Here is a 22,574-nt window from a genome sequence, read left to right as displayed (position 1 = left end):
TTTATCATTAGCCCAAATCACCTCCCCACAATACAAATAATCTCTCGGAATCTCTAAGCCAGTAAATTCAAGGCTTTCAGATCCCTTTTTTATTAAAACCCCCCACTTTTTTGTCAAAAAACACTTGACAGTTTACTCGAAAAATGCGGCGCTTCGCGCCTATTGATCAATAAGTACCGTTCGCTTGCGGGCGGCACATATTTTTCGATTGGAGGCTTTGAATTCGGTGACACTCCTGGTGTTGGCACCTTTTATGATTTCCTAAATCGCTTATGGGATTCCGATGATAATCATCTTTCTCCGCATATACATCCTCTCAAGGCGAAGGTAAAGAAACCTAAGACAAAAGGTACCAAAGCTGATTCTGTTGAAAAGGTCAAAGTGGAACAACTACTTCCACAATTAGAGAACACTGCCTTTGACATCAAGGATCAACCATATGGTTCTCTTTTCATCCTTTATCAAAAAGAATTCCTATATCAGTCTGTTTCCAAAGGGCTTATTGATACCCAATCACTTGCCCTGGCTGGCGACGGAACTCCTGTCGTAACATCTCACAGAGAGCGTAAACATCGTGTCTGCAGCTGTGCTTCTAAAGGCATTCCTGACTGCAAATGTGACAGATATTTTTCTCAGCCTGATTGCGATATCGGTTGGGACTCATCCAGAGATTGTTCTTACCACGGCTATGACCTTTACATGCTCGTCGCTTCAGAAAGCGATCTGCCAGTTTTTCCATTGCTTAATCCAGCTTCAAAGCATGATTCACACGGATTTTTGCTTAACTTCTTCAGAATGAAGAGTTTTCTTCCTGACTTTACTATCACAAAGATGCTTCTGGATTCTGCACACGATGCAATGCCTTACTATGAGTATTTCAGACGGGCACGTATCACACCTTTTATTGATCTGAATGGTAAAGGTGGCGTGAAGCTGCCTTACAAGGACGACTTCACCATTGGCAAAGATGGGGTTCCTGTATGCAGAGAAGGCAGACGTATGAACCATGATGGCTCTGAGCCTTCAAAATATCGTGTGAAATTCAGATGCCCTTTAGCCAGCAGAAAATATAGCTGTTCCTGTGAACACCCCTGCTCTGATTCTAAATATGGAAGAACCATACATGTGGCAATGAAGGATAATCCAAGACTGTTTAATATTCCACCTCGTGACTCTGATGAATGGAAACTTGAGTATCATGCAAGAACTTCTGCAGAACGTTCGAATAAACGTGAGAAATTAGACTTTAAATTAGAAGACGGCAGACACCGCTCAACTAAGATGTGGTACTGCCGCCTCTATCACATCCTGATGTTGCAACATCTGGATGCCTGGGATATGCCTTTTGAATCCGCCCTGCGAAAGTTGATTCTACAAGCAGCATAATCCGTTTTTATTATAACAAATTTTTCAGGCATAGCGACAGTTATGTCTATTTCTCATACTCTTTTTTCACTATTTATTTCATTTTGGATAATATTCACTTTTCAATGTCCTGTTGCCAGCAGTGCTGGCATGATCAATCAAAATTCCGAGAGATCATAATAATGGTGTAGTTGATAAGGACTACAAGGTAATAGTTTCAAAATCCAATCTAATCAATAACTGCAGGAGTAGGTTCTCCCTCCATCAAAGGTTATGGTTAAAAAAATATTATGTCTGCGGCTTCCATAGTGCACCAGGCAGAACATTGAGGTATAATCATCGGGGCAGGATTATTGACGGATCCTCCTTGGGAACCAGCTTCGGCTGGCCAAACCTCTCATTAAGTCTGTCAATCCATTCGGTGGTGATTTATGTTTTGGCTGGTTGGGAAGCCTCAGGCTATACCTGTATAAGCCGCTAGGCTGTGTATCCACCTTTGGGAAATGGATGCCTGCCAGAAAGGATAACAACCATGCATTATAAAAAATTACTTCAGATGCTGTCAACCGTTTTTGAAAATGTCCTAAAAAATTTCAAACATTAGCACCAAATAAATGGTGCTTTGTATTATGCAACATCTTTTCGATGTTTTTGTTTTTTTATGTATTTATCAAAAGATGCTTTTTTCCAAGGATGAGACATGGGCGGTATATATTTTTCCTTTGGCTTTTGTGGAAGATCTGCAAGGTCAAAGGCTCTTGATACAAGATGGTGCTCAGGAAGCTTTTCAAGGGCATATACCTGTTCACCTATACAACAGTAGAGTTCATCATTAAAAGCCTTTATAACCATCGCAGACGTACCTTTGCGGTGGTACACAGCATGGCCATGTGCATCGACTGGAAGATAATAATCCTTATGATATTTTAAACAGCTCCCATTATCTATCTTTCTTGAAGATAGAACTGCCAGTGTTAAGTTGATTTTGTTCGAATTGGGTTGCGTTTCAAACACAGATTTGGTACTATCAACTGGTAAAGCGAAACGTTTATTAAATTTCTTTATGTAGGAGTTTAGAAATTTGTTGGCTTCCTCAATGGAAGTAATACCATTTAAACGCAGCTCTACCGGCAGGCGGGATTGAAGAGTGCCATTCATTCTTTCGACCCGCCCTTTGGAAAAGGTTTTCAAATGCAGCTTTATCAGACAATCGAGGAACTTTTATAATCACGCATCCCTTTTCACCGCTGAAGGGGAAAGAATTCAAACTTGTTGAACGCAGGTCTTGCTGGGGCGAAGACAGACTGCTTTCTTTTGATGAAAACGGCGATACCTGCCTTATTCTCACGTCATGGACGGACTATCTTCCACCAGACCCCTTTGTATCCATCTCAAACGGACGGGCTGACTTCAGGTATGAAGATCTTGCGTGCCTGAAGGAAACCCTCCTTATGACAGAAGAAAAACTGTCAATCCAATTATGTCAAAGTGTAAATACAATTATGTCTAAAACATAAAATATTTCTATATATAAGTGGGTTTTATGTGAATTTAAGACATTTATTCATTGACAATCAATGCTGGACATGACATAATTAGATTATCAGGAGGGCTATGCTAATGGGTAAAAACGATGTATTAAAAGAGAATGGAACCTATAATCCAAACCACGCGGGCGTCACTGCCCTGCATTTCAGCAGTGGGATTTTTTTCGATTCCCATGATCTGATCCAGGTCAAATATGAGATGCTACGGAGTGTTGGATCCGGCGAATGCACGGTCACCCAGGCATCCCGGCAGTACGGACTATCCAGGGAGTCCTTTTATAATACGCGGTCTGCCTATGAGGCGGGTGGGCTGCAGGCCCTTGTCCCAAAGAAAACCGGCCCTAAAGGCGCGCACAAACTTACTGATAAGGGAAGGGATTTCATTGACCGTTATCAGGTGGAGCATCCTGGCGCATCCACACGGGAGATTAATAACCGGATGAAGGAGAGTACGGGAATCCGTGTGCATAACCGCACCGTGGAGAGATATCTGTCAAAAAAACACATGGGCAGCCGCTGAATGCGGCTGCCTTTCCTGTGCTGGAAACAGGACTTGGGATATATGAAGAATACCGGGAATTCTTTACCAGTGGATGTATGCAAAAACCGGAACGGATTTCGGGTATTACAGTACTGCTTGCACAGGGAATGTTCTGCTGGGCCATCTGGCTGCAGATGGGCGATAAGGCTTCGGATAGAAACCCCATGCGATTGTCGGTGCGCATGGATGAAGGGGACGAAAGGGATGATCTTGTACTTCTTCTCGCAACGCTTATAGGAGGATAAGAAATGAAAGGGATTAATCAGAAAATCGAGGGACGGCATCTGTCCAAAACTGCATATCTGTACATCAGACAATCAACGCTGCGGCAGGTACAGGAGAATACGGAAAGCACGATCCGCCAGTATGCACTCCGTGAAAAGCTTACATCACTTGGATGGGACCAGTCACTGATCGAGGTTGTTGACTGTGATCTTGGCCATTCAGCAAAAACAGCAGAAAACCGCGATGGTTTCCAGAAACTTGTCGCAGACGTGGCAAATGGGATGGCCGGTGCCGTAGCCTGCATTGAAGCGTCCAGGCTGTCCCGCAGTTCCAGCGACTGGAGCCGGCTGATAGAGTATTGTGCGATGACAGATACTCTTCTGATCGATGCGGATGGTGTATATGACCCGAATGACTTCAATGACCGTCTGCTGCTCGGGCTGAAGGGCACGATGAGCGAAGCAGAGCTTCACTTTCTGCAGGAGCGGATGAGAGGTGGGCTGCTTAACAAAGCAAAACGCGGCGAACTGAGGAAACCCCTGCCAATTGGATATCTGTATGATGAATGTGGGCGCATCATCAAAGATGATGACATACAGATACGCGAGGCTATAGAGCTGTTCTTCCGAACGTTTTGTATTGTCGGGACCGCACATGGAATGGTAGACTACTATAAGAAAAAAGGTTATAAATTCCCACATCGGATACACAAGGGTTTCCGAAAGGGAGAGGTCGTCTGGATGAACCTTGCAAACAGCAGGGTGTTGGATACGCTCCATAACCCCACCTATGCGGGCGTGTACCACTACGGGGAGAACCAGACGGTATGGACCAAAGACGGAAAGAAGAGCCGTCCTGCAAAAAGGGAGGACTGGCATGTATTCCTGAAGGACCACCATGACGCTTACATAAGTTATGAGGATTATGAAAGGAATGAGAGGATACTTCAAGAAAACACACAGGCCTGGGCGGTTAAAGATAAGAAAACACCGCCACGTGAAGGGTCCGCCCTCTTACAGGGTATCGTGCTCTGTGGAAAATGCGGAAGCCGTATGAGCATACGTTACAAACAGAAGCAAAAAGGCTTTATAGTAAGGCAGGCTCCCGTTTATATGTGTCAGCGGCGCAGTGTGGAGTCAGGGGAAAAAAGTATGCCAGAGCATTGCAGGGGAAAATATCGATGAATTGATATCGGAGATTGTAAAAGCGAAGCTGACACCAGAAGCCATAGAAAAATCGGTTGAAGTACAGAAGGAAGTGAACCGCCGCAAAGGCGAGCAGAGCAGATTTTTCCAGCTGCAGGTAGAAAAAGCACGGTATGAGGCAGACATCGCCAGGCGCCGTTACATGAACGTTGATCCTGACAACAGGCTCGTCTCCCTTGAACTTGAGTCAGCATGGAATCTGAGACTGGCACAATTACTGGATACAGAAAAGCAGTATGAGGATGAATTAAAAAGAACCAGACGCCGCCAGATAGGGAATTGGAAGCAAAAGTCTCTGGGCTGGCTGAAAACTTCCATAAAATATGGGATAATCCTGAGCTGCCGGCAGAGGATAAGAAACGGATTATACGTTATCTGATTGAGGATGTAACAATTAAAAAAGGTACTGATACAACCATCATACAAATACGCTACCGAGGAGGAACCACCGATACCGTGGAAGTATCGAACGCCCTTCCGTCATATAAACTGTGGACCACAACAGATGAAGTGATTGACTTTCTCCGCAAGGAAGGCAGCGAGTATACCTCTAAGGAATTGGCGGAACAGCTAAACGCCAAAGGTTTAAGGAGCGGTAAAGGCTGCCTGTTTGATTCAAGGATTGTACAGAGGATCATGAAAGACTATGGGATCCAGAATAAAAGGGAAAAGTACCTGTCGCTGGGATATATACCTACAAAAGAAAAAGCAGAACAGCTAGGAATCTCGACGGGATCATTAGTAAAACGCGTTAGAAAAGGGATGTATTGTGGGGAGGTGATTTGGGCTAATGATAAAGACCTGATATTTAAATCGGAAGGATGAAACTTAAAAATGGTGTTTCAATGTACGGAAGGAGTATAGTATGACCACTAATCTTTTGATTGGGGAACACTTGAAGTACGAATGTTAATTCCAAGCTGTTTGCAGGCATATCCAAACTGAGTGAAAGTATCTTTTTCTACATCGGTCTCTGCTTTGCATTTGTATTCAAATACGGTGCGATTATCCGTAAAAAATTGATAAGGGATCCCATAATCAGTAAGTATTTGGCTCAGAACGTTGTAATAACCATTCAGAGTCTCCTGGGTGTCGAACCAGGCACCTACAAGGGTTCCTGTGGAATCATCGACAGCAATGTGCAGATGAGCTTTTGTATCGCCAAACCAGATAAATTCAGAGGCATCCATCTGAATCATTTCACCAAAGAAAGCTGCCCTGGGATGACGTGGATGAGCTTCTTCAAGCTCCAGTATGGAAGACTGTATGGCAATCTGCTGTTTTTTAGTTTTTGCCTTGGATTTCAATGCCTTCAATTCCTTTTTTACTTTCTTTTTTGTAGAGCGATGAGCTTTGGGAGAGAGAATGTATTCTTTTCGAAGGATGGAGGAAATGGTACTGATTGAGACATTGATGTTTTCCACCTCAGAAAGAAGTTCCTGGTAATGAGTAAGGTTAGCTTCAAAGTATTTTGTCTTGTATAGATTAAGGATGAGAAGCTTTGTTTCATCCGGAATGGTAGTAGCAGGCTTGTGAGCATGGTTACCATGAACAAAGAATGCTTTCCCTAATTTTTTATAGCCATTAATAAGCCTGTTGATATGTCTTAAAGTACATCCTATTTTTAAGGCTGCTGTCTGTTTGTTACCGTTAGTATCAACAAGCTTTTTGATGATTTGGTATTTTTCATTTTCTGTCAATGTAAGGATTACCTTTCTGATAATGTACACCTCATTTCTTTAGTCTGAGGTATTAGTATACTACATTTTCTCTTTGGGACATAATCATTTGTGGTATGCTAAGACATTATCATAAATGAATCATATGCATTATAAAAAATTACTTCAGATGCTTGACAGCATCCCTTATCTGTCGGTCGGCCTTGATGTCGGAGCAGATTTTACATGGATGTCTATCGCTCTGCCCAATGGTACTTTTCTTGGGAAGCCTTTCAAGATTCTACATTCTGACCCTCAGTCAAGAGATCTTGCTGTCACAAAAATAAAGGAAGCACAAGAACTGTATTCTCTCAAAAGCCGTTGCTTCCTTGAGTCTACCGGGATCTATCACATCCCGCTTCTGTGCTTCCTTCGTGATAAGGGGCTTGACTGCTCCGTCATTAATCCTATCATCACTAAGAATAGCACAAATATTAACATAAGAAAACTGCATAATGACAAATTTGATTCCAAAAAAGCTGCCTTGATCGGCTTGAACACCTCTGTCAAGACTTCCATTATCCCGGAGGATGCTGTGGTTGACCTGCGCAACCTGGTGCGGGACTATTACTACTTTAAAGACTTGCAGTCTGCCGTTGTATTAAAGCTGAATGCAGAGCTTAAAGTGTCCTTCCCTGCGTTCCTGCATGTGTTCAGCAAAGTCACCACCCAGTCTTCCTTAAAGCTACTCAGCATCTACCCGCTTGCAACGGATATGCTGGCTGCACCAAAAGAAGAAATCGTGGAAATCATCCGGGCAACCGCCCGTTTTGGCGAGAAGTATGCCTTGGCTAAGTACGATGCCATACTGGCAGCCGCAAAGGATTCTCAGCTCTTTGGACGCGCCCTCCAAAGCAATGCCGTCAGGATCAAGCTTTACATAGAATCTTACCAGGAATATCAACAACACCTGGGTGCCATACTGGCGGAACTGCACAAGGCTGTGGAACTGCTACAGGGGAAACCGGTCTATGATCAGATCGCCCTCATCCAATCCCTGCGTGGAGTCGGATTCCTAAGTGCTGTTGGCTTGATTGCTGAAATGGGCTCCTTTGACTTATTCTCGTCACCAAAGAAGCTGTATGCTTACTTTGGCCTGGATCCTGCTGTGAAGCAGTCTGGAAAGTTTCATGGAGATAAAATTCATATGTCTAAGCGTGGCTCAAGCCTTGCACGGCGTATCCTGCATATGGTTGCCCTTAATAACCTCAAAGTGGATAAAGGGACAAAAACACCAGTAAATCCGGTCATTCATGATTATTACATGCGCAAATGTGTCGGGAAGAAAAAGAATGTGGCTGTTGGTGCCATAATGCACAAAATCTGTAACATTATTTTTGCTATGCTTCGGGATAACAAACCTTTCGAGATTATTACTCCACAGGAACACTGCCAGCGCCAGCGCTATACGGAAGAACATCCAACCCATCTGGGTGAAGTCGCTTATAAATCCAGCACGATACAGTAATAATAACGTCAGCAATCGGCTCATGCGACCATTTCCATCATTAAACGGATGAATACACAGAAAATCCAATATGAATATAGGAATTAGAATCAACTTATATTTTTTGTACCTTCCCATGCTCTTGCAAATTCATCACATAGATTCTGAATCGCCTCTGTTGTCTGAAAAGCTGGCACTGGAACAAATCTCACTTTTTGATTTCCTTTAGAATCTGTTTCAGCAATCACATTATCCGAATTTTTATATTCCCCACCGATTGCTTCTGGTTCATTGTTTCGTTTACATACATTTTAGGAATTGTTCTATTTCATCAAATCTAATAGCGTATATTCTCCTTTTGGAATCCGTGACATTTCATGGTACTTTTTAATTGCATCCATTAAAATTTCAGGATTGGAAAAATATCTTTTCACAAAACTGTAGGTTTTAACTTCTTTCATTTTGAGATTTCTCTTACAATAATCACTAGGCTTCAGCTTAGATTTTTTGAAGTCATCGTATTTTCCCTCATTATAGATGATCAACATCTCTATCTCTGGGGCAGTAATGACATTTATCACATCAACTTTGTTCTCATAGGCTTTGCTAATCTTAAAGTTTTCTCTTCTGGAATCAAGAACTCTAATCACAGAAATCTTGTCCATAAATCCTTTTCTTAAGTACTTCTCTTCGAATTTCTTACCTTCTCTGCATCGAATCACTTGTTCTTCTAGCATCTCTTCACGTTCAAATATCAGAAGATGATTGTCAATCAACACGTCCATGATTGCCTCTTCGGCTGAACCTTCACATATACACGCCTTGTATTTTGCTAATTTCATCCACAGCCTCCTTACTTAAGTGCTGCAGCGAAACTTTTTTTAAGCTGCATATACGCTTCGTACATAGGAGTTGTTCCCTCCAGGAAACCACTTTGGTAGGCCTCACTCTTCTTAATATCATTTCGCTTTAGAATATTACTTAGTTTTTCTACTGTGATTCCATTTCTATTCCTTGTGATAAATATACTATCATTGCGATCATATTCATCCAATAATTCTGGGTAATGAGTTGAGAAAATCAAGGTTCCCCTATTCCTATTCAGTTTTGCATCCATAAAAAATCTAATCAATGTTGTTGCAATCTCTTTATTGAAATGATTCTCAATTTCATCAACAATCAAGTATCCTCCTGTTTGCAAAGCTTCTTTTGCGAGCGTGAAAATTATTATTCCTTTAATCGTTCCAGATGATAAATAATGATTTAGCATCGCTACACTATTAAGCACTATTTCTTCTTTTCCGTAGAATTTCAAATGGATCATTGTTTTCTGATCTTTATTTTCAAAATGCAATGTTTCTACTGTGGGATCAAGGAACGTAATGACTTCCGCTGGTACATCCTCTGTGAACGGCAGCTCATTTCTATTCGTAAATTCAAGCAGATTAACTACCGTAGTATGTTCCTTTGCCTTTTTATTATAGGCAATCATAATACTAACATCATCAGAAAGAAACTCTTCACGATCGTCTCTCACTAGTATTGGTTTTATTCTTTCAAAGTCAGCAACCGTTTTTCTGGATTTAACTTCCGAAGCCATCTTTGTCCATAATGTTTCTTCCACGATAGAATACTTAACACCTTCCGTCCTTTCTTTGAGAGAAGTCATAATGGTTTCTAATTTGCACACTTCACCTGTATTAGAATAAAAGCATGTAGTCAACACAACTCTTTTTGCTTCTCCTAAAATATCACTTGTTTTAATATGATTGATTGGTTCGTTATTCAATATTCCCAATGCGAGTACAAGGACTTTCAACACGGATGTCTTACCAGATGCATTTACACCAATAAATGCATTTGTAGGATTCGGATAGACACTTGCAAACAAATTCACTAGACAATCTTTATCATCCTCACTCACACGTTGTCCTGCATAAAATGATAAATCAAGTTTTTCTTTGAATAATGGTAATCCTTCCACTGTAATATTAAGTATTTTCATAAACGCCTCCTGCAATTTGTTTTAACCTACATCGCGAAATAATTATCTACGGTTCTTCCGTTTTTAATATTTTCATAGTGTAATTATACCCTCTTTTGAAAATATTATCAACGCATTTTTCGTTTTTAATTTTTTCTAATATTGATTCCGCTTCCGTTGCGTTTCGTATTTTTAATCGTATTTTTAATTTTCAATCGTTAGTATAGAAAAAATCAGGGTGGGAATTTTTTCCACCCTGACATTCGTATATCAATTTGTGTTAACTCCGCAACATATGAACGATAAACCGCCGGCTATGCATCAACACTCAATAATTATGCTTTGTTTTAAGAGAGAAAATGTATCATTATACCTAGTGATGCAACAGGAAGTGCAATAAATAACAATAAACATGACAAACATCCACCGCCACTTCCATTTTTCCTGCGTTTGTCCATATCATTCATCATATAATATGTAAAAGCCTTTTCATCTTGTGTTACTTTACCATCGCCATTCCAATCCTGCCAATCTCCCATAGCAGCTCCTCCTTCACAACACTCGTCTATCTGAATCATGAATGTATAGTTACGAATTCTATTTCATTTTATACTTCTTTTATGTGTACATTCAGTTATTCATACAGAGTTCCCGTAGAATAATGTGGCGTAAACTGAACTGTCTTTCCCTCAATCGTGAAATCTTTTTCACCTTGATTATTTAAGTATGCATCTACTTCTGCATCTTGGCCTGGTGCCCATGATGCAACCTGCGATGCATTTCCAGTATCTACAATTTTTCCATCTCCATCCAAAACAGATATATCCATGTAGAAATAGTTAAAAGTCATATTCGTCGAATTTTTCATCTGAACCTTATAATTCTTGTATCCCCATTCATCCTCAGATTCCGTTAACTTAAATCCATCCGTCATTTTATGGATTGATTCTTTGGCTTCCTGCTGTTCCTTCGCAGCCGAAGCATCTGTCATTAAATCATCTAATGTATCTTGATGAGCAGCATCAACGGTCAATTTGTAATCGCTTATAAATTTTTGTAATAAAATTGTTCTTTGAGCATATACCTCAGCCCACTGCGTTGAATAGGTGTTATAATCTACGGTGTAATACTTCGTTGCATCTTTTGCTTTATTTAATAAGTCTATATATGTCTTTGCATCCTCACCTAATTTCTCATTATCGAATGTTTTATCTGCAAAAGAGGATACTTTATCTAATTCAATCTGGCAATACTTCGCATACTGGTCAGGATCCTCTCCGATAGTTCCTTTGGCTTCATTTTCATCTGATTTATCCCAACGTGCCATAAGTCCCTCGGAAAGCGCACGCATAAATTGACCATCAACAGTCAGTTCGTATTTGCACTCATCCGCTTTTTTTACAGAATCTTTGTAATCACCTAAACTCTCATATTTTTCAAGAGCAACTTCAAATTTCTTACTAGTAAAGTCTGCATTAGCCGAAGAATACTTTCTACTGTTTGCTGTCAAGAAGAATGCTGCTGCACCTACGACAACAATAGCTGCAATAATTCCAATGATAATCTTTTTTGTATTCGGGTTTTTCTCTTTCAATTCTTTCTTCTCTACCACTGAATTCTCAGTTGTTGTCTCGGAATTGTCAGCCTCATTGCTCTGCTGTTCTTTTTCTATGGCAACCGCCTGTTCTGGTCTTGCCATTTTCTCAGTCGGACATCCGCAATTTGGGCATGCATCCGCCTTGTCACTGAACTCTTTTCCACATTCTGTACATTTAATTAAAGCCATCTCGTTTCCTCCCTCATAGGTGTATACCTATTTTCTTTTGTATATCTATTTTAATTGTATCCCATACACCGAATAATGCAATAACAATCAATCTGTTATCTATGTTTTACTCAGTGAATTAAGGATTACAGCTACCACAAGGACTATACCCCTGTTCAATCAACTATTCTCTTGTTCCCGTGTACTCCTGCTTGTTTTTCTCTTTCATCTGCTTTACGCTTGCGCAGCTGGGATTATGAAACTTGTGATTATTCGTATTCAACACATACCGTCTGTTCCTGATCTACATTATCAGTTTCCTCCGCACTCAGAGTTTGATTATCTGCATCCATTGAATTTTCATCCGCTAGCTTACTCTCGCCTGTTGCATAATCAATTTCAATCCCCGGCTGGTTATTATAAGCATATACATTATAAGAAAGACCTTCTCCATTGTCTTCAACGGAGTATGCCTCCATCTGCACTCCGGAGGCAACTAAGTTGTTCCCTGCAAAAACTGGTGTCACACGAAACAGCACGTGGTTGTCAGTTTCCCGAACATAGTCTGCTACCATATTTTCAAATGGTAACATGCCATCCACATTCAAGTATCTTGTCCCTGTGATGAGATTCCGCTCATTTGCATTTTCTCCTGCAATCTGATAACCAATCAAGTGGCATCTATTGAAAAGATATTTTCCATCGACGCAATCATATTTTGCTATCTGCCATCCAGAAGGTTTTACCATCCCTATCGCTTCACGTTCCTTTGTCGGCATAATATCCGTTCCGATGCAAGCCATAGCTACACCGCAACGTCCCAAGCCATCCAATTCGCTATATGTTTCATAGGATTCTGTCGTGTAATCTGCTTCAACAAAAGAAGGAATATTGTTGTTAATCGTAACATAGGGCTTATTGGTAAACTCTGGTATGCTGTCTAAGTCAAAGCTAATCTCTTCTTGATGCGCATTAGCCCCATCATTATCTTGATAACCTTGTGAAAAATCGTTTGTACATCCTGTCGTAATTATCAGTAGAAAAATTATCTGGATGATAATTTTGTATATTTTATTTGTCATTGTTTTTTCGTTGCTTACTCCTAATTATTCTTCATTCTCATCTTCGATTTGCAGAGCATCCCACAGATCTTCATAATTCCAGGGGTATGCATTGATTCCGCTGAACTCTTGTTTTTCAAATCCATCTGCGAATTCCAGAACTAACTCCCAACCTTCCCCATCCAGCACATCATAATCATTGTACTCAGTATCCCATGTTCCAATATGTAATCCACGAATACTCTCTAACAGAAAATCCTTATCCATACCATAGGTTCGCCTTGCATTGTTTTTAAGATTTGGAAAATGTTTAATACACATAATCGCTGACGCATTCTCAACTGTAACACAATATGTAATTCGTCCTATCAAATATCCATCACGACACAGCGTTATCTTCCAAAGGGAATCCATATGATTATTAAACTTATCTGACTTCTTTTCTTCTTCTGATGGGACATAAATTTCCCCTATTTCACTCAGAGCTGCTTTTGCTCTTTCCAGATAATCTAAATCACACTTAATTCGTACCTTTGGAGATGGATGAACCAATTGTTCCGAATGCATTTCAGTGCTTTCTACCACATTCTTCATTTCATTAATTTCTTCTTTTAGTTCCTGAATTGCAATCATGATTTCTTCTTTGAACTTACCCTTCAGTTCCATATCATAATATGTTTCTGGACTTATCATCATAATAATATTCCTCTTTTCTACTACAATACAAAATAGTTGTCAGAACTCATACATCAGTCCCATTGCATCCTCTATGTTATACACCCACTTGTTACCGTTTGGACTAACAAGTTCGCTAATCTGTGAGATTTCTTGTATTGTCCTCTCACAAAATTCATTATGATGAGTGTAATAATTCTTTGCAAATATCTCATTACACTCCTTCTGATCCGCATCCGCTGGCTGATATAGAGCTGCAGGAACTTCATTTGCACTAAATCCCGTTTGAAACCTACCCGCATTAACTAAATGAGATTTTCCATCTTGCCCAGTTCCCGCAATTAAACAGTAAAATGTATGTGAATAAATTGAATCACATTTCTTCTCAACAAGATTTTTATAAAATTTGTCAATTATAGAAACCAGATCGTCTGTTGTCATGGTGCTTTTATTAACTTGCTTATTAATCTCCATTTTGATTGCTGTTTCAATTGCTACATTCCCCCCACAAGTAACAGCAACTTTTTTGTTGACTTCAAATATTTTTTCTTGCTCATCAGAGACTTTATGCCCTGTAATTAAAGATGTCCTCTTGTCTGCTGCAAGAACAATTCTTTTTTCTTCTCGTATACCAAAAATAACACTCATTTTTTTTTACCATTCCTTTCGCTTCGCTCAAGGCACAAACAAGTTATGAAAAAAGCTTGTGCCCCTCCTCTAGTTATTTTATAATTGTTGTATGGAATAGCAATACACCACAGAGCACGGGAGGAGGAGTGGCGAATATTATTTCGACCCCGCATTTTTATATGTGCCGTCAACCTTTCAAGCACGAACAAGTGGGACATTGAGCCCGGACTCTTATCATTGGTAATAAACCATGTTTATTTAGTCGCAGGTTGACAGTCAATGTTGCTATTCCTATTTTAAGTTAGGTGGTGATATTATGCTAAAACTGCAATACCCCATCTGTTGTGGCGTTGATGTCCACAAAAAGATTATCGTTGCTACCATTGTTACTACTAATACGAAGGGAATATCAGAGTATAAACAAAAATCGTTTTCCACCATCAACTCCGATATTCAAAAATTTCACAACTGGCTAATTGAAAATGACTGCTATCATGTTTGCATGGAATCCACTGGGAAGTATTGGATTCCTATTTTTAATTATCTGGAACAGGATATGGACGTTTGCCTTACTCATCCAAAGTACGTCAAAGCCATCAAAGGCAAAAAAACTGACAAAAAGGATTTCCGATGGATTGCCGACCTTTATAAGTTCGACTTAGTCAGAAGTTCTTTTATTCCTCCCAAGGATTTTCGGCAACTTCGCGAATTGGCTCGCTATCGCTTCAAACTCGTCTGCATGAAATCCTCCGAAAAGAATCGGATTCAAAACTGCATGACCGTTTCTAATGTCGGCATTGGCAATGTGTTTTCTGATCCTTTTGGTAAAACCGCCACTGAAATCATGTCCTATCTACTGGAAAACACCGCAGATACCATTGATAACAAAGCCGTTCGAAAACTCATTCGCAAGAATACAAAAGCCAGTTCTGACGAAATCTTTGCTGCTATTTCAGGCTATCATATAGAAACTGATCAAGCAAAAAAGCTGGAACTTGCCAGAGCACACCTCGAATATCTGGATGACATGATTATACAGACCGAAGTCGAGCTGTACGTCCGTATTAAGCCTTATTACGACTTGGTTAGACTCCTCTGCGAAATACCTGGATTGAGCGAAATAAGTTCCGTTATTATCCTTGCAGAAATCGGTGCCAACATGGCCGTTTTCGACGATGCAAAACACCTTTGTTCCTGGTGTGGACTTTCTCCCTCCAACAATGAATCTGCTGGAAAAAAGAAGTCTGTCCGCATTGCCAAAGCCGGTGCCTATTTAAAACCTTTAATGGTGCAATGCGCTCTTGCCGCTGTCAAGAGTAAAAAGGAACCTTACTTCGCAATCAAGTATGGACGCATTAAAAAGCGTCGTGGTCACAAGAAAGCCGTTATAGCAATTGCTCGAATGATGATCGTTTGCATTTACCACATGATTAAGGAAAAGCAGCCATTTAACCCGATTGATTATACGGAATTGATGGATCCGCATTTCAGTCAACCAAGGGTAATTCTCAATGATACAAATGTATTTGCCTACTTGAAGGCACAAGGTTATGATCCTTCGCTATTAGTGACAAGTAACGATACGTAATGCTACACTATTAATATTTTTTGTTTCAGGGGATGACCCCTTAGTTTAAGTCGGCCTAAAATCCTGTTTCTTTTTCACTCTTATCTTCTCCTAAAATGAATCCAAATCCTCGTTCTTCTGATCCAATACGTGCAATATTTCCAAACATTATCTTTACCTCGATCTTTATATTTTCTGTATATAATACTATTATTTATATCATATTGCTTCCTTTGTGACTCAAATCGCATTGCAAGCTAATAGTCTGTAGTAATCATTTTGGGAGGAATCTCACTTTTTGCCAAAACGTTCATTTTCCTCACCCCGCCACGGTAACCGGAAACATATTTCACCTTATCTAGCCCCAAAAACACACCTACATATCCGCTCAAATCCTCGAAACCCTTTGATTTACTAGACTTTCCTCTCCAGCAACACCACCGTCTCCACATGGCACGAGTGCTCATTATTGATGTCTGCGTTCTTGGGAACATATCAACCGTTTTTTTGCGTTTTCGTGGTTTGTGAGTAAGCGTTTAATTTTAGGGTGGATTTAATCTGCCCCAAAATACCTTTATAATGATTGGTAGAAAACGCAAGCATTTTGCTCTATCTGCATCACTAGACGCAAGCGTTTTACTCTATCTTAAGGAGCCGATCATTATGAAACCTAACGTTTACAGGGATGAGCAGGTGAAACTCATCATGGAGTGCTGCAGAAGCGGCCTTTCCGATTATCAGTGGTGCGAGCAGCATGATATTCATCCCGGTACTTTTTACAACTGGGTCAGTAAGCTTAAAAAGAAGGGATACACATTTCCTGATTCAAACTACAAAACTGCCGGAACACCCATCACTCAGGAAGTTATCAAAGTGGATCTGATCAAACAAGATGACCTTCCGCCCTCTGTGATAGAGCAAAATACCAGTGCTTTAGCATCCTTTCATCAACCGGCAATCGCTGCTGAAATAATCGTTGGAAACATCACACTCCGACTTTTTAACGGTGCTGAGCCGGATTTGATCAAAAATACCATGCGGTGTCTTGGAGGTGCTGATCATGCTTGGTGATATCTCCATGGCAGCTGACATCTATATCGTGACCGGCTACACGGATATGAGAAAGTCCATAGATGGTTTATGTGCCATCGTGCTGCAGCAGCTAAAAAGTGAACCGGACAGTCATTCCATCTACCTTTTCTGCGGAAAAAGATGCGATAGGATCAAAGTGCTATTTCGGGAGCCTGATGGCTATGTCCTTCTTTATAAAAGGCTTGATGTCATACATGGAAAGTACCGCTGGCCAAGGAGCCGGTCAGAGGTAAAACCGATCACCTGGCAGCAATTCGACTGGCTCATGTCAGGGCTTGAGATTGAGCAGCCAAAGGCACTTAAAACGGCCTGAAATCATTGATCTTACTGGCTTTTTCTCCATTTTTATGGTATACTGTTTCTAGTAAAATAAGGAGCAAAAAGCATGGCGGGAAGCAGGAAAGACATCCAGCTAACAGAGCTGAAAGGTATGATCTCACAGCTGAATACTACGATCAAAATGCTGAATGATACCATTGCCAGACAGCAGGCGGAGAATGAGAATCTCAAAGCGGAGCTTGCATGGTTTCGCCGGAAGCTTTTTGCCTCTTCCAGTGAACGGCGTACGGACGACATTGCCGGTCAGCTCTGTTTCTTTGAGGCCGAACCGGAAGAGGAACCTCCTGCGGAACTGATCTCTCCGGAAGTTGTTCCGCTTCCAAAGAAGAGCCGCAAAAAGAAGCCGACTTTGGAAGAGCAGTTTAAAGACATCCCGACCAGGCAAGTGATGGCAGATACTTTAACAGAGGAAGAAAAGCGCTGTCCGCTCTGCGGCAGTGAAATGACCGCGATCGGCACGGAAGTTATCCGCAGCGAGATGGTATATACACCACCAAAACTGGAACGGATCGAGTATATCGCAACTACCTATGCCTGCCCTGTCTGCAAGGATACGGAGGAGCCGCAGTTTATCAAAGATAATGGTACACCGGCATTGATCCCCGGAAGCTATGTTTCAGAATCCCTGCTTTCCCATGTCATTTATCAGAAGTACGGTTTATATCTTCCCCTGTACAGACAGGAGCAGGATTTCCTGCAATTAAACGCACCGATAAGCCGGACGAGCATGGCACACTGGATCATTTCTGCCAGTTTGGAATACATGAGCCCCATGTATGATTACTTCCACCGGGAATTGTTAAAACGCAGGTTCCTAATGATGGATGAAACGCCCATTCAGGTGTTAAAAGAAGATGGGAGAAGACCGCAGTCAAAGTCTTACTTTTGGCTGATACGGACCGGGGAAGACGGAGGAAACCCTATCATTCTCTACAATTACACGCCTACCAGAGCGGGAGAAAATGCCAGGCAGTTCCTAAAGGGGATAGAGCCTGGATTCTACTTAATGGCTGACGGGTATCAGGGATACAATAAAGTAAAGGAAACAAAGCGTTGCTGCTGCTATGCACATATCCGAAGATACCTTTTGGAAGCGATTCCCAAAGGTCAGCAAAAGGATTACAGCAATCCAGCCGTGCAGGGAGTCCTCTACTGTAATAAGCTCTTTGAATATGAGCGTTCATACAAAGAAAAAGGGCTTAGTTATAAACAGATCGGGAAGCAACGCCTCAAGGATCAGAAGCCTGTCATTGAGGGCTTCTTGGCGTGGGTAAAAGAAGTGAAACCGGGAAGCAACGGGAAGCTTAAGAAAGCCATTACCTATATCAAAAACAGAGAAGACTTCCTTATGACCTATTTAGAGGATGGACGCTGCAGCTTAAGTAATAACTTAAGTGAGAACAGTATCAGGCCAGTTACGGTAGGCCGAAAAAACTGGCTTTTCTCCGATACCCCTGAAGGAGCCGATGCCAATTCACTGTGTCTGACCATGGTTGAAATGGCGAAGGCATATGAATTAAATTTATATGAATACTTAAAGTTCCTGCTTGAACACCGTCCCAGCAAGGACATGTCAGATGAAGAGCTGGAAAATTTATCACCTTGGAACGAAAATGTTAAAGCACGGTGCAGCAATAAAAAAGAAAAAGGCGCTTGTATTCTGGAATCCTAGTCTGGGCTCCAGAATTCACTTTTTGAGGGTACCCCGAAATTAGGCGCTTACAGTTTTCTCAAGTTTGCCACAAAAACTAAAAAACTGCTAGGCGAGCTATTTGACGTTTACCCATAACGGAGTATGGAGTTCACGTTCATTGAAAAAAAGGACAAAAAAACAGTCTGCACTGGCGGAAAAAACTTCCATCAAAACAAACTGTTCTTTAAAATTTATGCTAATTATATTTTCTGAAAATGACTGATCCTACGAATCTACCGATTTCCACGAAATGAAAACAAAAGAAAAAATAAAAATTTTAACTCCTTTTGCACTCCATTGGAACATTTTGACAGCCTGCAAAGCCTTTATTTATCTTAGCGAAATAGTATACTCGTTATATCTTGGTATCTGTCAATCACACGATATATCTCCACACAGTCCTTTTTCACAAGATAAAGGGTAATGTAATTTCCATGAACCAGATACTTATAATCTGTCTTAAAACTCACTCGCTTTGACAAATCTGCTCCCATCGTAGGAAACTGCTGTAAGTTCTCAAAACTCTTGTAAATTTCGTCTACGGTCTTTCTGGCTGCTTCTGCATTGTCCTCTGCAATATAATCTTTAATTGCTTTAAGATCAGCTACTACGAGAGGGTTAATCCTTAATTTCATCAAGTGTTATTCCTCCATAGCTGATTTCAATTCATCAAGGCTCAACCAACCTGTCCCATCTGCAACAGCTTCTTCTGCTTCCTGCAACTTTGCCAACAGCTTTTTCTCTGCTCTGTCCTTCTCATAGTCCTCAATATCAAGCACTACAAATCTTCCTCTGCCATTCTTGGTTAAAAAAACTGGTTCTCCGACTTGGCAATTTTTGAGAACTTCATTATAATTTCTCAAATCAGATACTGGTAAAATACTAGACATATAATCAACTCCTTCTCTGATAATAGTGTTTCGGTTTACACTTTTATTATACGCAAAAACGCTGTAAAATTCAACTTAAAATTTTACAGCATCTTATGAACAAGAATTTTTTGGTATTTGACATCCTTCTATTCTGCTTATTTCCAATCATTACTTTTTAAATATATTTTTCATCATTTTGCATAATAGTAAACTCCTTTCAAAAAGCCAGGATCTGGCACGCAGTACCGGAAAGGAGGATAAGTAATTATGCTTACAGGAGAAAAAATGGTAAATAACCTTGTTGATGAACTGAATGAAATCGGGATGCCAAGTATGGCGGCAACACTGGATAAAGTATATCGTTCAGAACGGTTTCTCACCCTCGATCACCTTACTTTGATGTCAGAACTGATTGGGTCAGAATACGAGGATAAAATCAGCAAACGTGTTAACAATCGGCTACGTCATGCAAAACTGATAGGATGCCCTCAGACACTTGAAGAATGTCAGAATGCCAGAACAAGAGAATATCTGCCAACAGGAATCACCGATGTACTGTCTTCCATGGCATTCATAAGAGATGGACTCAATGTATGTATACTTGGACCATCCGATAGCGGGAAAACACATCTTGCAAAAGCACTGGGAATAGCAGCATGCAATAATTACAAGGTCGAGTACCACCACTGCGAATCTTATCTTGAAGGAATGGTTTCACTAAAAGAAACAGATTATAAAAAGTATGGCCGAAAGATGACGCTTCTTTCAAAACTTGATTTGTTGATACTTGACGATTTTCTTCTTCACACCATCACAAATGAACGGGAAATAAAGGTTCTGTTTGCCGTTTTAGAAAAAGATGCGAAATGTCAAAAAGCACCATTGTCTGTTCACAACGTGAACCAAAAAGTTGGGCATCTATGATATTAAACGATGAGGTTGCTTCGAATGCAATAATGAAGAGAGCAACAAAGCATTATACTGTAGTAATTAATACAAAATCGACCAATTAAACGCTGGCCGTTAACTCCGCCGAGCGGCCGCTGGCAAACGCATCAGTGACCACCGATCGGCGCAAATTGCAATCAATCAGAATTCCGAGAGAACATTAGATTTACATCATTCGATGCATAATTCCATTATAGGTAAATATATAGAAAAATGATTTCCAAAAAATGGAATCATGATTTCTTAAAAAACGGAATGTTGATTTCCTAACACCGGACAGGTGATGGATTTCGCTCTGGATTACTCACATACATCACTTTCGCCAATAGGTAGTCCAGAAAATGATCAAAATTACTGCTGCCAACAAAAAATTTATTCTTTATCTGAAAATATCGATAATATGACTAATAGCAGATACTCAAAATAAATATCTGCCATTTAAAATAATGTGTATTAAAATATTTTTACTCAAACTCGGCCTGTCCATTGGTGTTATTAAACGCATTTGTTTAGTTTAATTACATTTCCGTTTTTTACTTGTATTGCATATATTATTTTGACTTACTGATTTTTTGTTGCCAAAATGTTGCCAGTGCCTTAGTGTGATTACTGCTTTGTTTTGTTCTACATATCAAATAAATCAGCATGAGTGCCTGTATCAACTAAAGTTAATGTTAAGATCTCATCCTCAATTAAATATACCAGGAGCCAGTCCGGTTGGATATGACACTCCCTAAAACCTACGTATTTTCCTTTAAGGTCATGGTCTCTATATTTTTGTTCTAATGCCAAACCATGAATTAGTTTTTCTACCACGAAATCCAATAATGTAATATCCAAACCTCGTTTCTTAGCACGCTTTAAACCTTTTTTGAATCTTCCAGTCAATGCTAATTGATAAGTCATAGTTCCATATCCTCTAAAGCTGCGTTAAAACTAGAATACTTCTTTGTATCGGGATCTCTACTGATTCTTTTGGCTTCTTCCATTGCCTCTATTACTTCTGGTTTATAACTTGGAAGTTCCACATTAAAAGGCAAGCCACCTCTTAACACGCATTGTCTTAAAAACATATTTGTAGCACTGGATATATCAGTTCCAAGCTGCCCAAACAACTCCATCGCCTGTTTCTTTAATTCTTCATCAATTCTAATTTGTGTTGGTACTGTTGCCATAATCATCACCTTCCTTTACCTATATTATATTCTTTTTGGTTTACATTGTCAATCACTTGAGCGATATTTCTGGATGAGTTACCTATTAAAAAAGTATAGTCTCCCGTCGCTGCATACCAATCTCCTATTTCTTCGTTGAACCATGCAAAAGAACGCTTATCCAATTCCATTGTAACTGTCTTTCTTTCGCCTGGTTGTAAATAGACTGCTTCAAATCCTTTCAATTCTTTATCTGGCCGTACTGCTGTACCTGTATGATCCTGGACGTATAGCTGTACCACTTCTTTTCCAGCCATTGCACCTATATTTTTTACATCAACATTCACGGTCATCGTTTCAGAATCCCTGATGTCTCTCTTATTTACCTTAATGTTGGAAATTTCAAAGTCAGTGTAACTTAATCCATAACCAAATGGGTAACGAACCTCCATCTGCTTTCTATCAATATAGCTCTCATTGAGTGACCTTAAAAACTCGGTTTTTTTAATATTGTATAAGCCCTAATGCTTGATTTAAATCAACGGTTAAGCCATTGATTTTTCTTAATGGTGCAATTATATCCTTTTCAACTATTCCATAATTTTTACTATGTAATACAAGTACTCGATCATCAAGTTTCTCTTCTGCATATACGTGAACTGTTATATGAAATATATAATTCATATTCAGCCTCCATTTTTCCTTAATAATTCTAATTTATCTACTGTTAATAGCCTCAGTAATCA

25 protein-coding genes and 4 pseudogenes are annotated in these 22,574 nt (G+C 40.1%); 13 read left to right on the top strand and 16 right to left on the bottom strand.

Going from position 1 to position 22,574, the window contains the following annotated elements; genetic code table 11:
• Positions 1-162 precede the first annotated feature (162 nt).
• Positions 163-1,386, top strand: a complete 1,224-nt coding sequence (locus KNL20_RS03660; protein ID WP_230399285.1) for a hypothetical protein — start codon at positions 163-165, stop codon at positions 1,384-1,386.
• Between the two features lie 606 nt (positions 1,387-1,992).
• On the opposite strand, the pseudogene KNL20_RS16430 reads toward KNL20_RS03660, so the two are convergent.
• Positions 1,993-2,544, bottom strand: a pseudogene (locus KNL20_RS16430) (ISNCY family transposase); the annotation flags it as partial.
• Between KNL20_RS16430 and KNL20_RS16340 the strand changes: the two are divergent.
• From KNL20_RS16340 to KNL20_RS03630, 6 genes are all read left to right on the top strand, one after another.
• Positions 2,505-2,882, top strand: coding sequence for a DUF5372 family protein (locus KNL20_RS16340; protein WP_408637507.1), 378 nt, complete (start codon positions 2,505-2,507; stop codon positions 2,880-2,882). The pseudogene KNL20_RS16430 and the gene KNL20_RS16340 sit on opposite strands and share 40 nt — an antisense overlap.
• A gap of 103 nt (positions 2,883-2,985) precedes the next feature.
• On the top strand, positions 2,986-3,432 hold the full coding sequence (locus tag KNL20_RS03650) for a helix-turn-helix domain-containing protein (RefSeq protein ID WP_230397533.1): 447 nt from the start codon (positions 2,986-2,988) through the stop codon (positions 3,430-3,432).
• A gap of 17 nt (positions 3,433-3,449) precedes the next feature.
• Positions 3,450-3,698, top strand: coding sequence for a hypothetical protein (locus KNL20_RS03645; protein ID WP_230397532.1), 249 nt, complete (start codon positions 3,450-3,452; stop codon positions 3,696-3,698).
• A gap of 3 nt (positions 3,699-3,701) precedes the next feature.
• Positions 3,702-4,862, top strand: a complete 1,161-nt coding sequence (locus KNL20_RS03640) for a recombinase family protein (protein WP_230399284.1) — start codon at positions 3,702-3,704, stop codon at positions 4,860-4,862.
• A gap of 1 nt (position 4,863) precedes the next feature.
• Entirely contained in the window at positions 4,864-5,262 is a 399-nt protein-coding gene (locus KNL20_RS03635; RefSeq protein ID WP_230399283.1) for a hypothetical protein, read from the top strand.
• Positions 5,263-5,339: 77 nt separating this feature from the next.
• On the top strand, positions 5,340-5,708 hold the full coding sequence (locus KNL20_RS03630) for a hypothetical protein (RefSeq protein WP_230399282.1): 369 nt from the start codon (positions 5,340-5,342) through the stop codon (positions 5,706-5,708).
• A gap of 53 nt (positions 5,709-5,761) precedes the next feature.
• On the opposite strand, the pseudogene KNL20_RS03625 reads toward KNL20_RS03630, so the two are convergent.
• Positions 5,762-6,583, bottom strand: a pseudogene (locus KNL20_RS03625) (ISNCY family transposase); the annotation flags it as partial.
• A gap of 124 nt (positions 6,584-6,707) precedes the next feature.
• Here KNL20_RS03625 and KNL20_RS03620 point away from each other — a divergent pair.
• Positions 6,708-8,069, top strand: coding sequence for an IS110 family RNA-guided transposase (locus KNL20_RS03620; RefSeq protein ID WP_230399280.1), 1,362 nt, complete (start codon positions 6,708-6,710; stop codon positions 8,067-8,069).
• A gap of 42 nt (positions 8,070-8,111) precedes the next feature.
• Here KNL20_RS03620 and KNL20_RS16425 read toward each other — a convergent pair.
• The 8 genes and pseudogenes from KNL20_RS16425 to KNL20_RS03580 all read right to left on the bottom strand — a co-directional run.
• Positions 8,112-8,186: pseudogene (locus KNL20_RS16425) on the bottom strand (hypothetical protein); the annotation flags it as partial.
• A gap of 185 nt (positions 8,187-8,371) precedes the next feature.
• Positions 8,372-8,890: a hypothetical protein gene (locus KNL20_RS03610; protein ID WP_230399279.1), complete on the bottom strand. Its 519-nt coding sequence runs from the start codon at positions 8,888-8,890 to the stop codon at positions 8,372-8,374.
• 11 nt (positions 8,891-8,901) lie between these two features.
• The gene (locus KNL20_RS03605) at positions 8,902-10,053 is read right to left on the bottom strand and encodes an AAA family ATPase (protein WP_230399278.1); all 1,152 of its coding nucleotides are present in this window, start codon (positions 10,051-10,053) and stop codon (positions 8,902-8,904) included.
• Positions 10,054-10,379: 326 nt separating this feature from the next.
• A complete protein-coding gene (locus KNL20_RS03600; protein WP_230399277.1) occupies positions 10,380-10,571 on the bottom strand; it encodes a hypothetical protein in 192 nt (63 codons plus the stop codon).
• 95 nt (positions 10,572-10,666) lie between these two features.
• Positions 10,667-11,818, bottom strand: a complete 1,152-nt coding sequence (locus KNL20_RS03595) for a Zn-ribbon domain-containing protein (RefSeq protein ID WP_230399276.1) — start codon at positions 11,816-11,818, stop codon at positions 10,667-10,669.
• Between the two features lie 163 nt (positions 11,819-11,981).
• Positions 11,982-12,879: pseudogene (locus KNL20_RS03590) on the bottom strand (DNA/RNA non-specific endonuclease).
• A gap of 24 nt (positions 12,880-12,903) precedes the next feature.
• Complete coding sequence (locus KNL20_RS03585) at positions 12,904-13,554, bottom strand: hypothetical protein (protein ID WP_230399275.1); 651 nt, start codon at positions 13,552-13,554, stop codon at positions 12,904-12,906.
• Between the two features lie 39 nt (positions 13,555-13,593).
• On the bottom strand, positions 13,594-14,181 hold the full coding sequence (locus KNL20_RS03580) for an Ntn hydrolase family protein (protein WP_230399274.1): 588 nt from the start codon (positions 14,179-14,181) through the stop codon (positions 13,594-13,596).
• Between the two features lie 298 nt (positions 14,182-14,479).
• On the opposite strand from KNL20_RS03580, the gene KNL20_RS03575 reads away from it, so the two are divergent.
• From KNL20_RS03575 to tnpC, 4 genes are all read left to right on the top strand, one after another.
• Positions 14,480-15,751 (top strand): IS110 family RNA-guided transposase, encoded by a 1,272-nt coding sequence (locus KNL20_RS03575; RefSeq protein WP_230399273.1) that lies wholly within the window; start codon positions 14,480-14,482, stop codon positions 15,749-15,751.
• Between the two features lie 642 nt (positions 15,752-16,393).
• The gene (tnpA, locus tag KNL20_RS03570) at positions 16,394-16,801 is read left to right on the top strand and encodes an IS66 family insertion sequence element accessory protein TnpA (protein WP_230399272.1); all 408 of its coding nucleotides are present in this window, start codon (positions 16,394-16,396) and stop codon (positions 16,799-16,801) included.
• Positions 16,791-17,135 (top strand): IS66 family insertion sequence element accessory protein TnpB, encoded by a 345-nt coding sequence (gene tnpB, locus KNL20_RS03565; protein ID WP_230399271.1) that lies wholly within the window; start codon positions 16,791-16,793, stop codon positions 17,133-17,135. The genes tnpA and tnpB overlap by 11 nt, the downstream gene beginning before the upstream one ends.
• Positions 17,136-17,207: 72 nt before the next feature.
• Positions 17,208-18,833, top strand: coding sequence for an IS66 family transposase (gene tnpC, locus KNL20_RS03560; RefSeq protein ID WP_230399270.1), 1,626 nt, complete (start codon positions 17,208-17,210; stop codon positions 18,831-18,833).
• Positions 18,834-19,189: 356 nt separating this feature from the next.
• On the opposite strand, the gene KNL20_RS03555 is transcribed toward tnpC, so the two are convergent.
• Positions 19,190-19,492 (bottom strand): type II toxin-antitoxin system RelE/ParE family toxin, encoded by a 303-nt coding sequence (locus tag KNL20_RS03555; RefSeq protein ID WP_230399269.1) that lies wholly within the window; start codon positions 19,490-19,492, stop codon positions 19,190-19,192.
• 3 nt (positions 19,493-19,495) lie between these two features.
• Positions 19,496-19,744: a type II toxin-antitoxin system prevent-host-death family antitoxin gene (locus KNL20_RS03550; protein ID WP_230399268.1), complete on the bottom strand. Its 249-nt coding sequence runs from the start codon at positions 19,742-19,744 to the stop codon at positions 19,496-19,498.
• A gap of 249 nt (positions 19,745-19,993) precedes the next feature.
• Here KNL20_RS03550 and KNL20_RS03545 point away from each other — a divergent pair, with 249 nt between their 5' ends.
• On the top strand, positions 19,994-20,650 hold the full coding sequence (locus KNL20_RS03545; protein ID WP_230399267.1) for an ATP-binding protein: 657 nt from the start codon (positions 19,994-19,996) through the stop codon (positions 20,648-20,650).
• Positions 20,651-21,298: 648 nt separating this feature from the next.
• On the opposite strand, the gene KNL20_RS03540 is transcribed toward KNL20_RS03545, so the two are convergent.
• From KNL20_RS03540 to KNL20_RS03525, 4 genes are read right to left on the bottom strand one after another with little or no spacing between them, the layout of a single operon-like run.
• Positions 21,299-21,580 carry a type II toxin-antitoxin system YafQ family toxin gene (locus KNL20_RS03540; RefSeq protein ID WP_230399266.1) on the bottom strand — a complete coding sequence of 94 codons (282 nt, stop codon included), beginning with the start codon at positions 21,578-21,580 and terminating at the stop codon, positions 21,299-21,301.
• Positions 21,577-21,849, bottom strand: a complete 273-nt coding sequence (locus tag KNL20_RS03535) for a type II toxin-antitoxin system RelB/DinJ family antitoxin (RefSeq protein WP_230399265.1) — start codon at positions 21,847-21,849, stop codon at positions 21,577-21,579. Before KNL20_RS03535 ends, KNL20_RS03540 begins: the two co-directional genes overlap by 4 nt.
• Before the next feature lie 5 nt (positions 21,850-21,854).
• Complete coding sequence (locus tag KNL20_RS03530; protein ID WP_230399264.1) at positions 21,855-22,280, bottom strand: fibronectin type III-like domain-contianing protein; 426 nt, start codon at positions 22,278-22,280, stop codon at positions 21,855-21,857.
• 52 nt (positions 22,281-22,332) lie between these two features.
• The gene (locus KNL20_RS03525; RefSeq protein ID WP_230399263.1) at positions 22,333-22,512 is read right to left on the bottom strand and encodes a hypothetical protein; all 180 of its coding nucleotides are present in this window, start codon (positions 22,510-22,512) and stop codon (positions 22,333-22,335) included.
• Positions 22,513-22,574 lie beyond the last annotated feature (62 nt).

Source organism: Novisyntrophococcus fermenticellae, assembly GCF_018866245.1.
GTDB classification, from domain to species: domain Bacteria; phylum Bacillota; class Clostridia; order Lachnospirales; family Lachnospiraceae; genus Novisyntrophococcus; species Novisyntrophococcus fermenticellae.
This window is presented reverse-complemented; position numbering and strand designations above follow the sequence as displayed.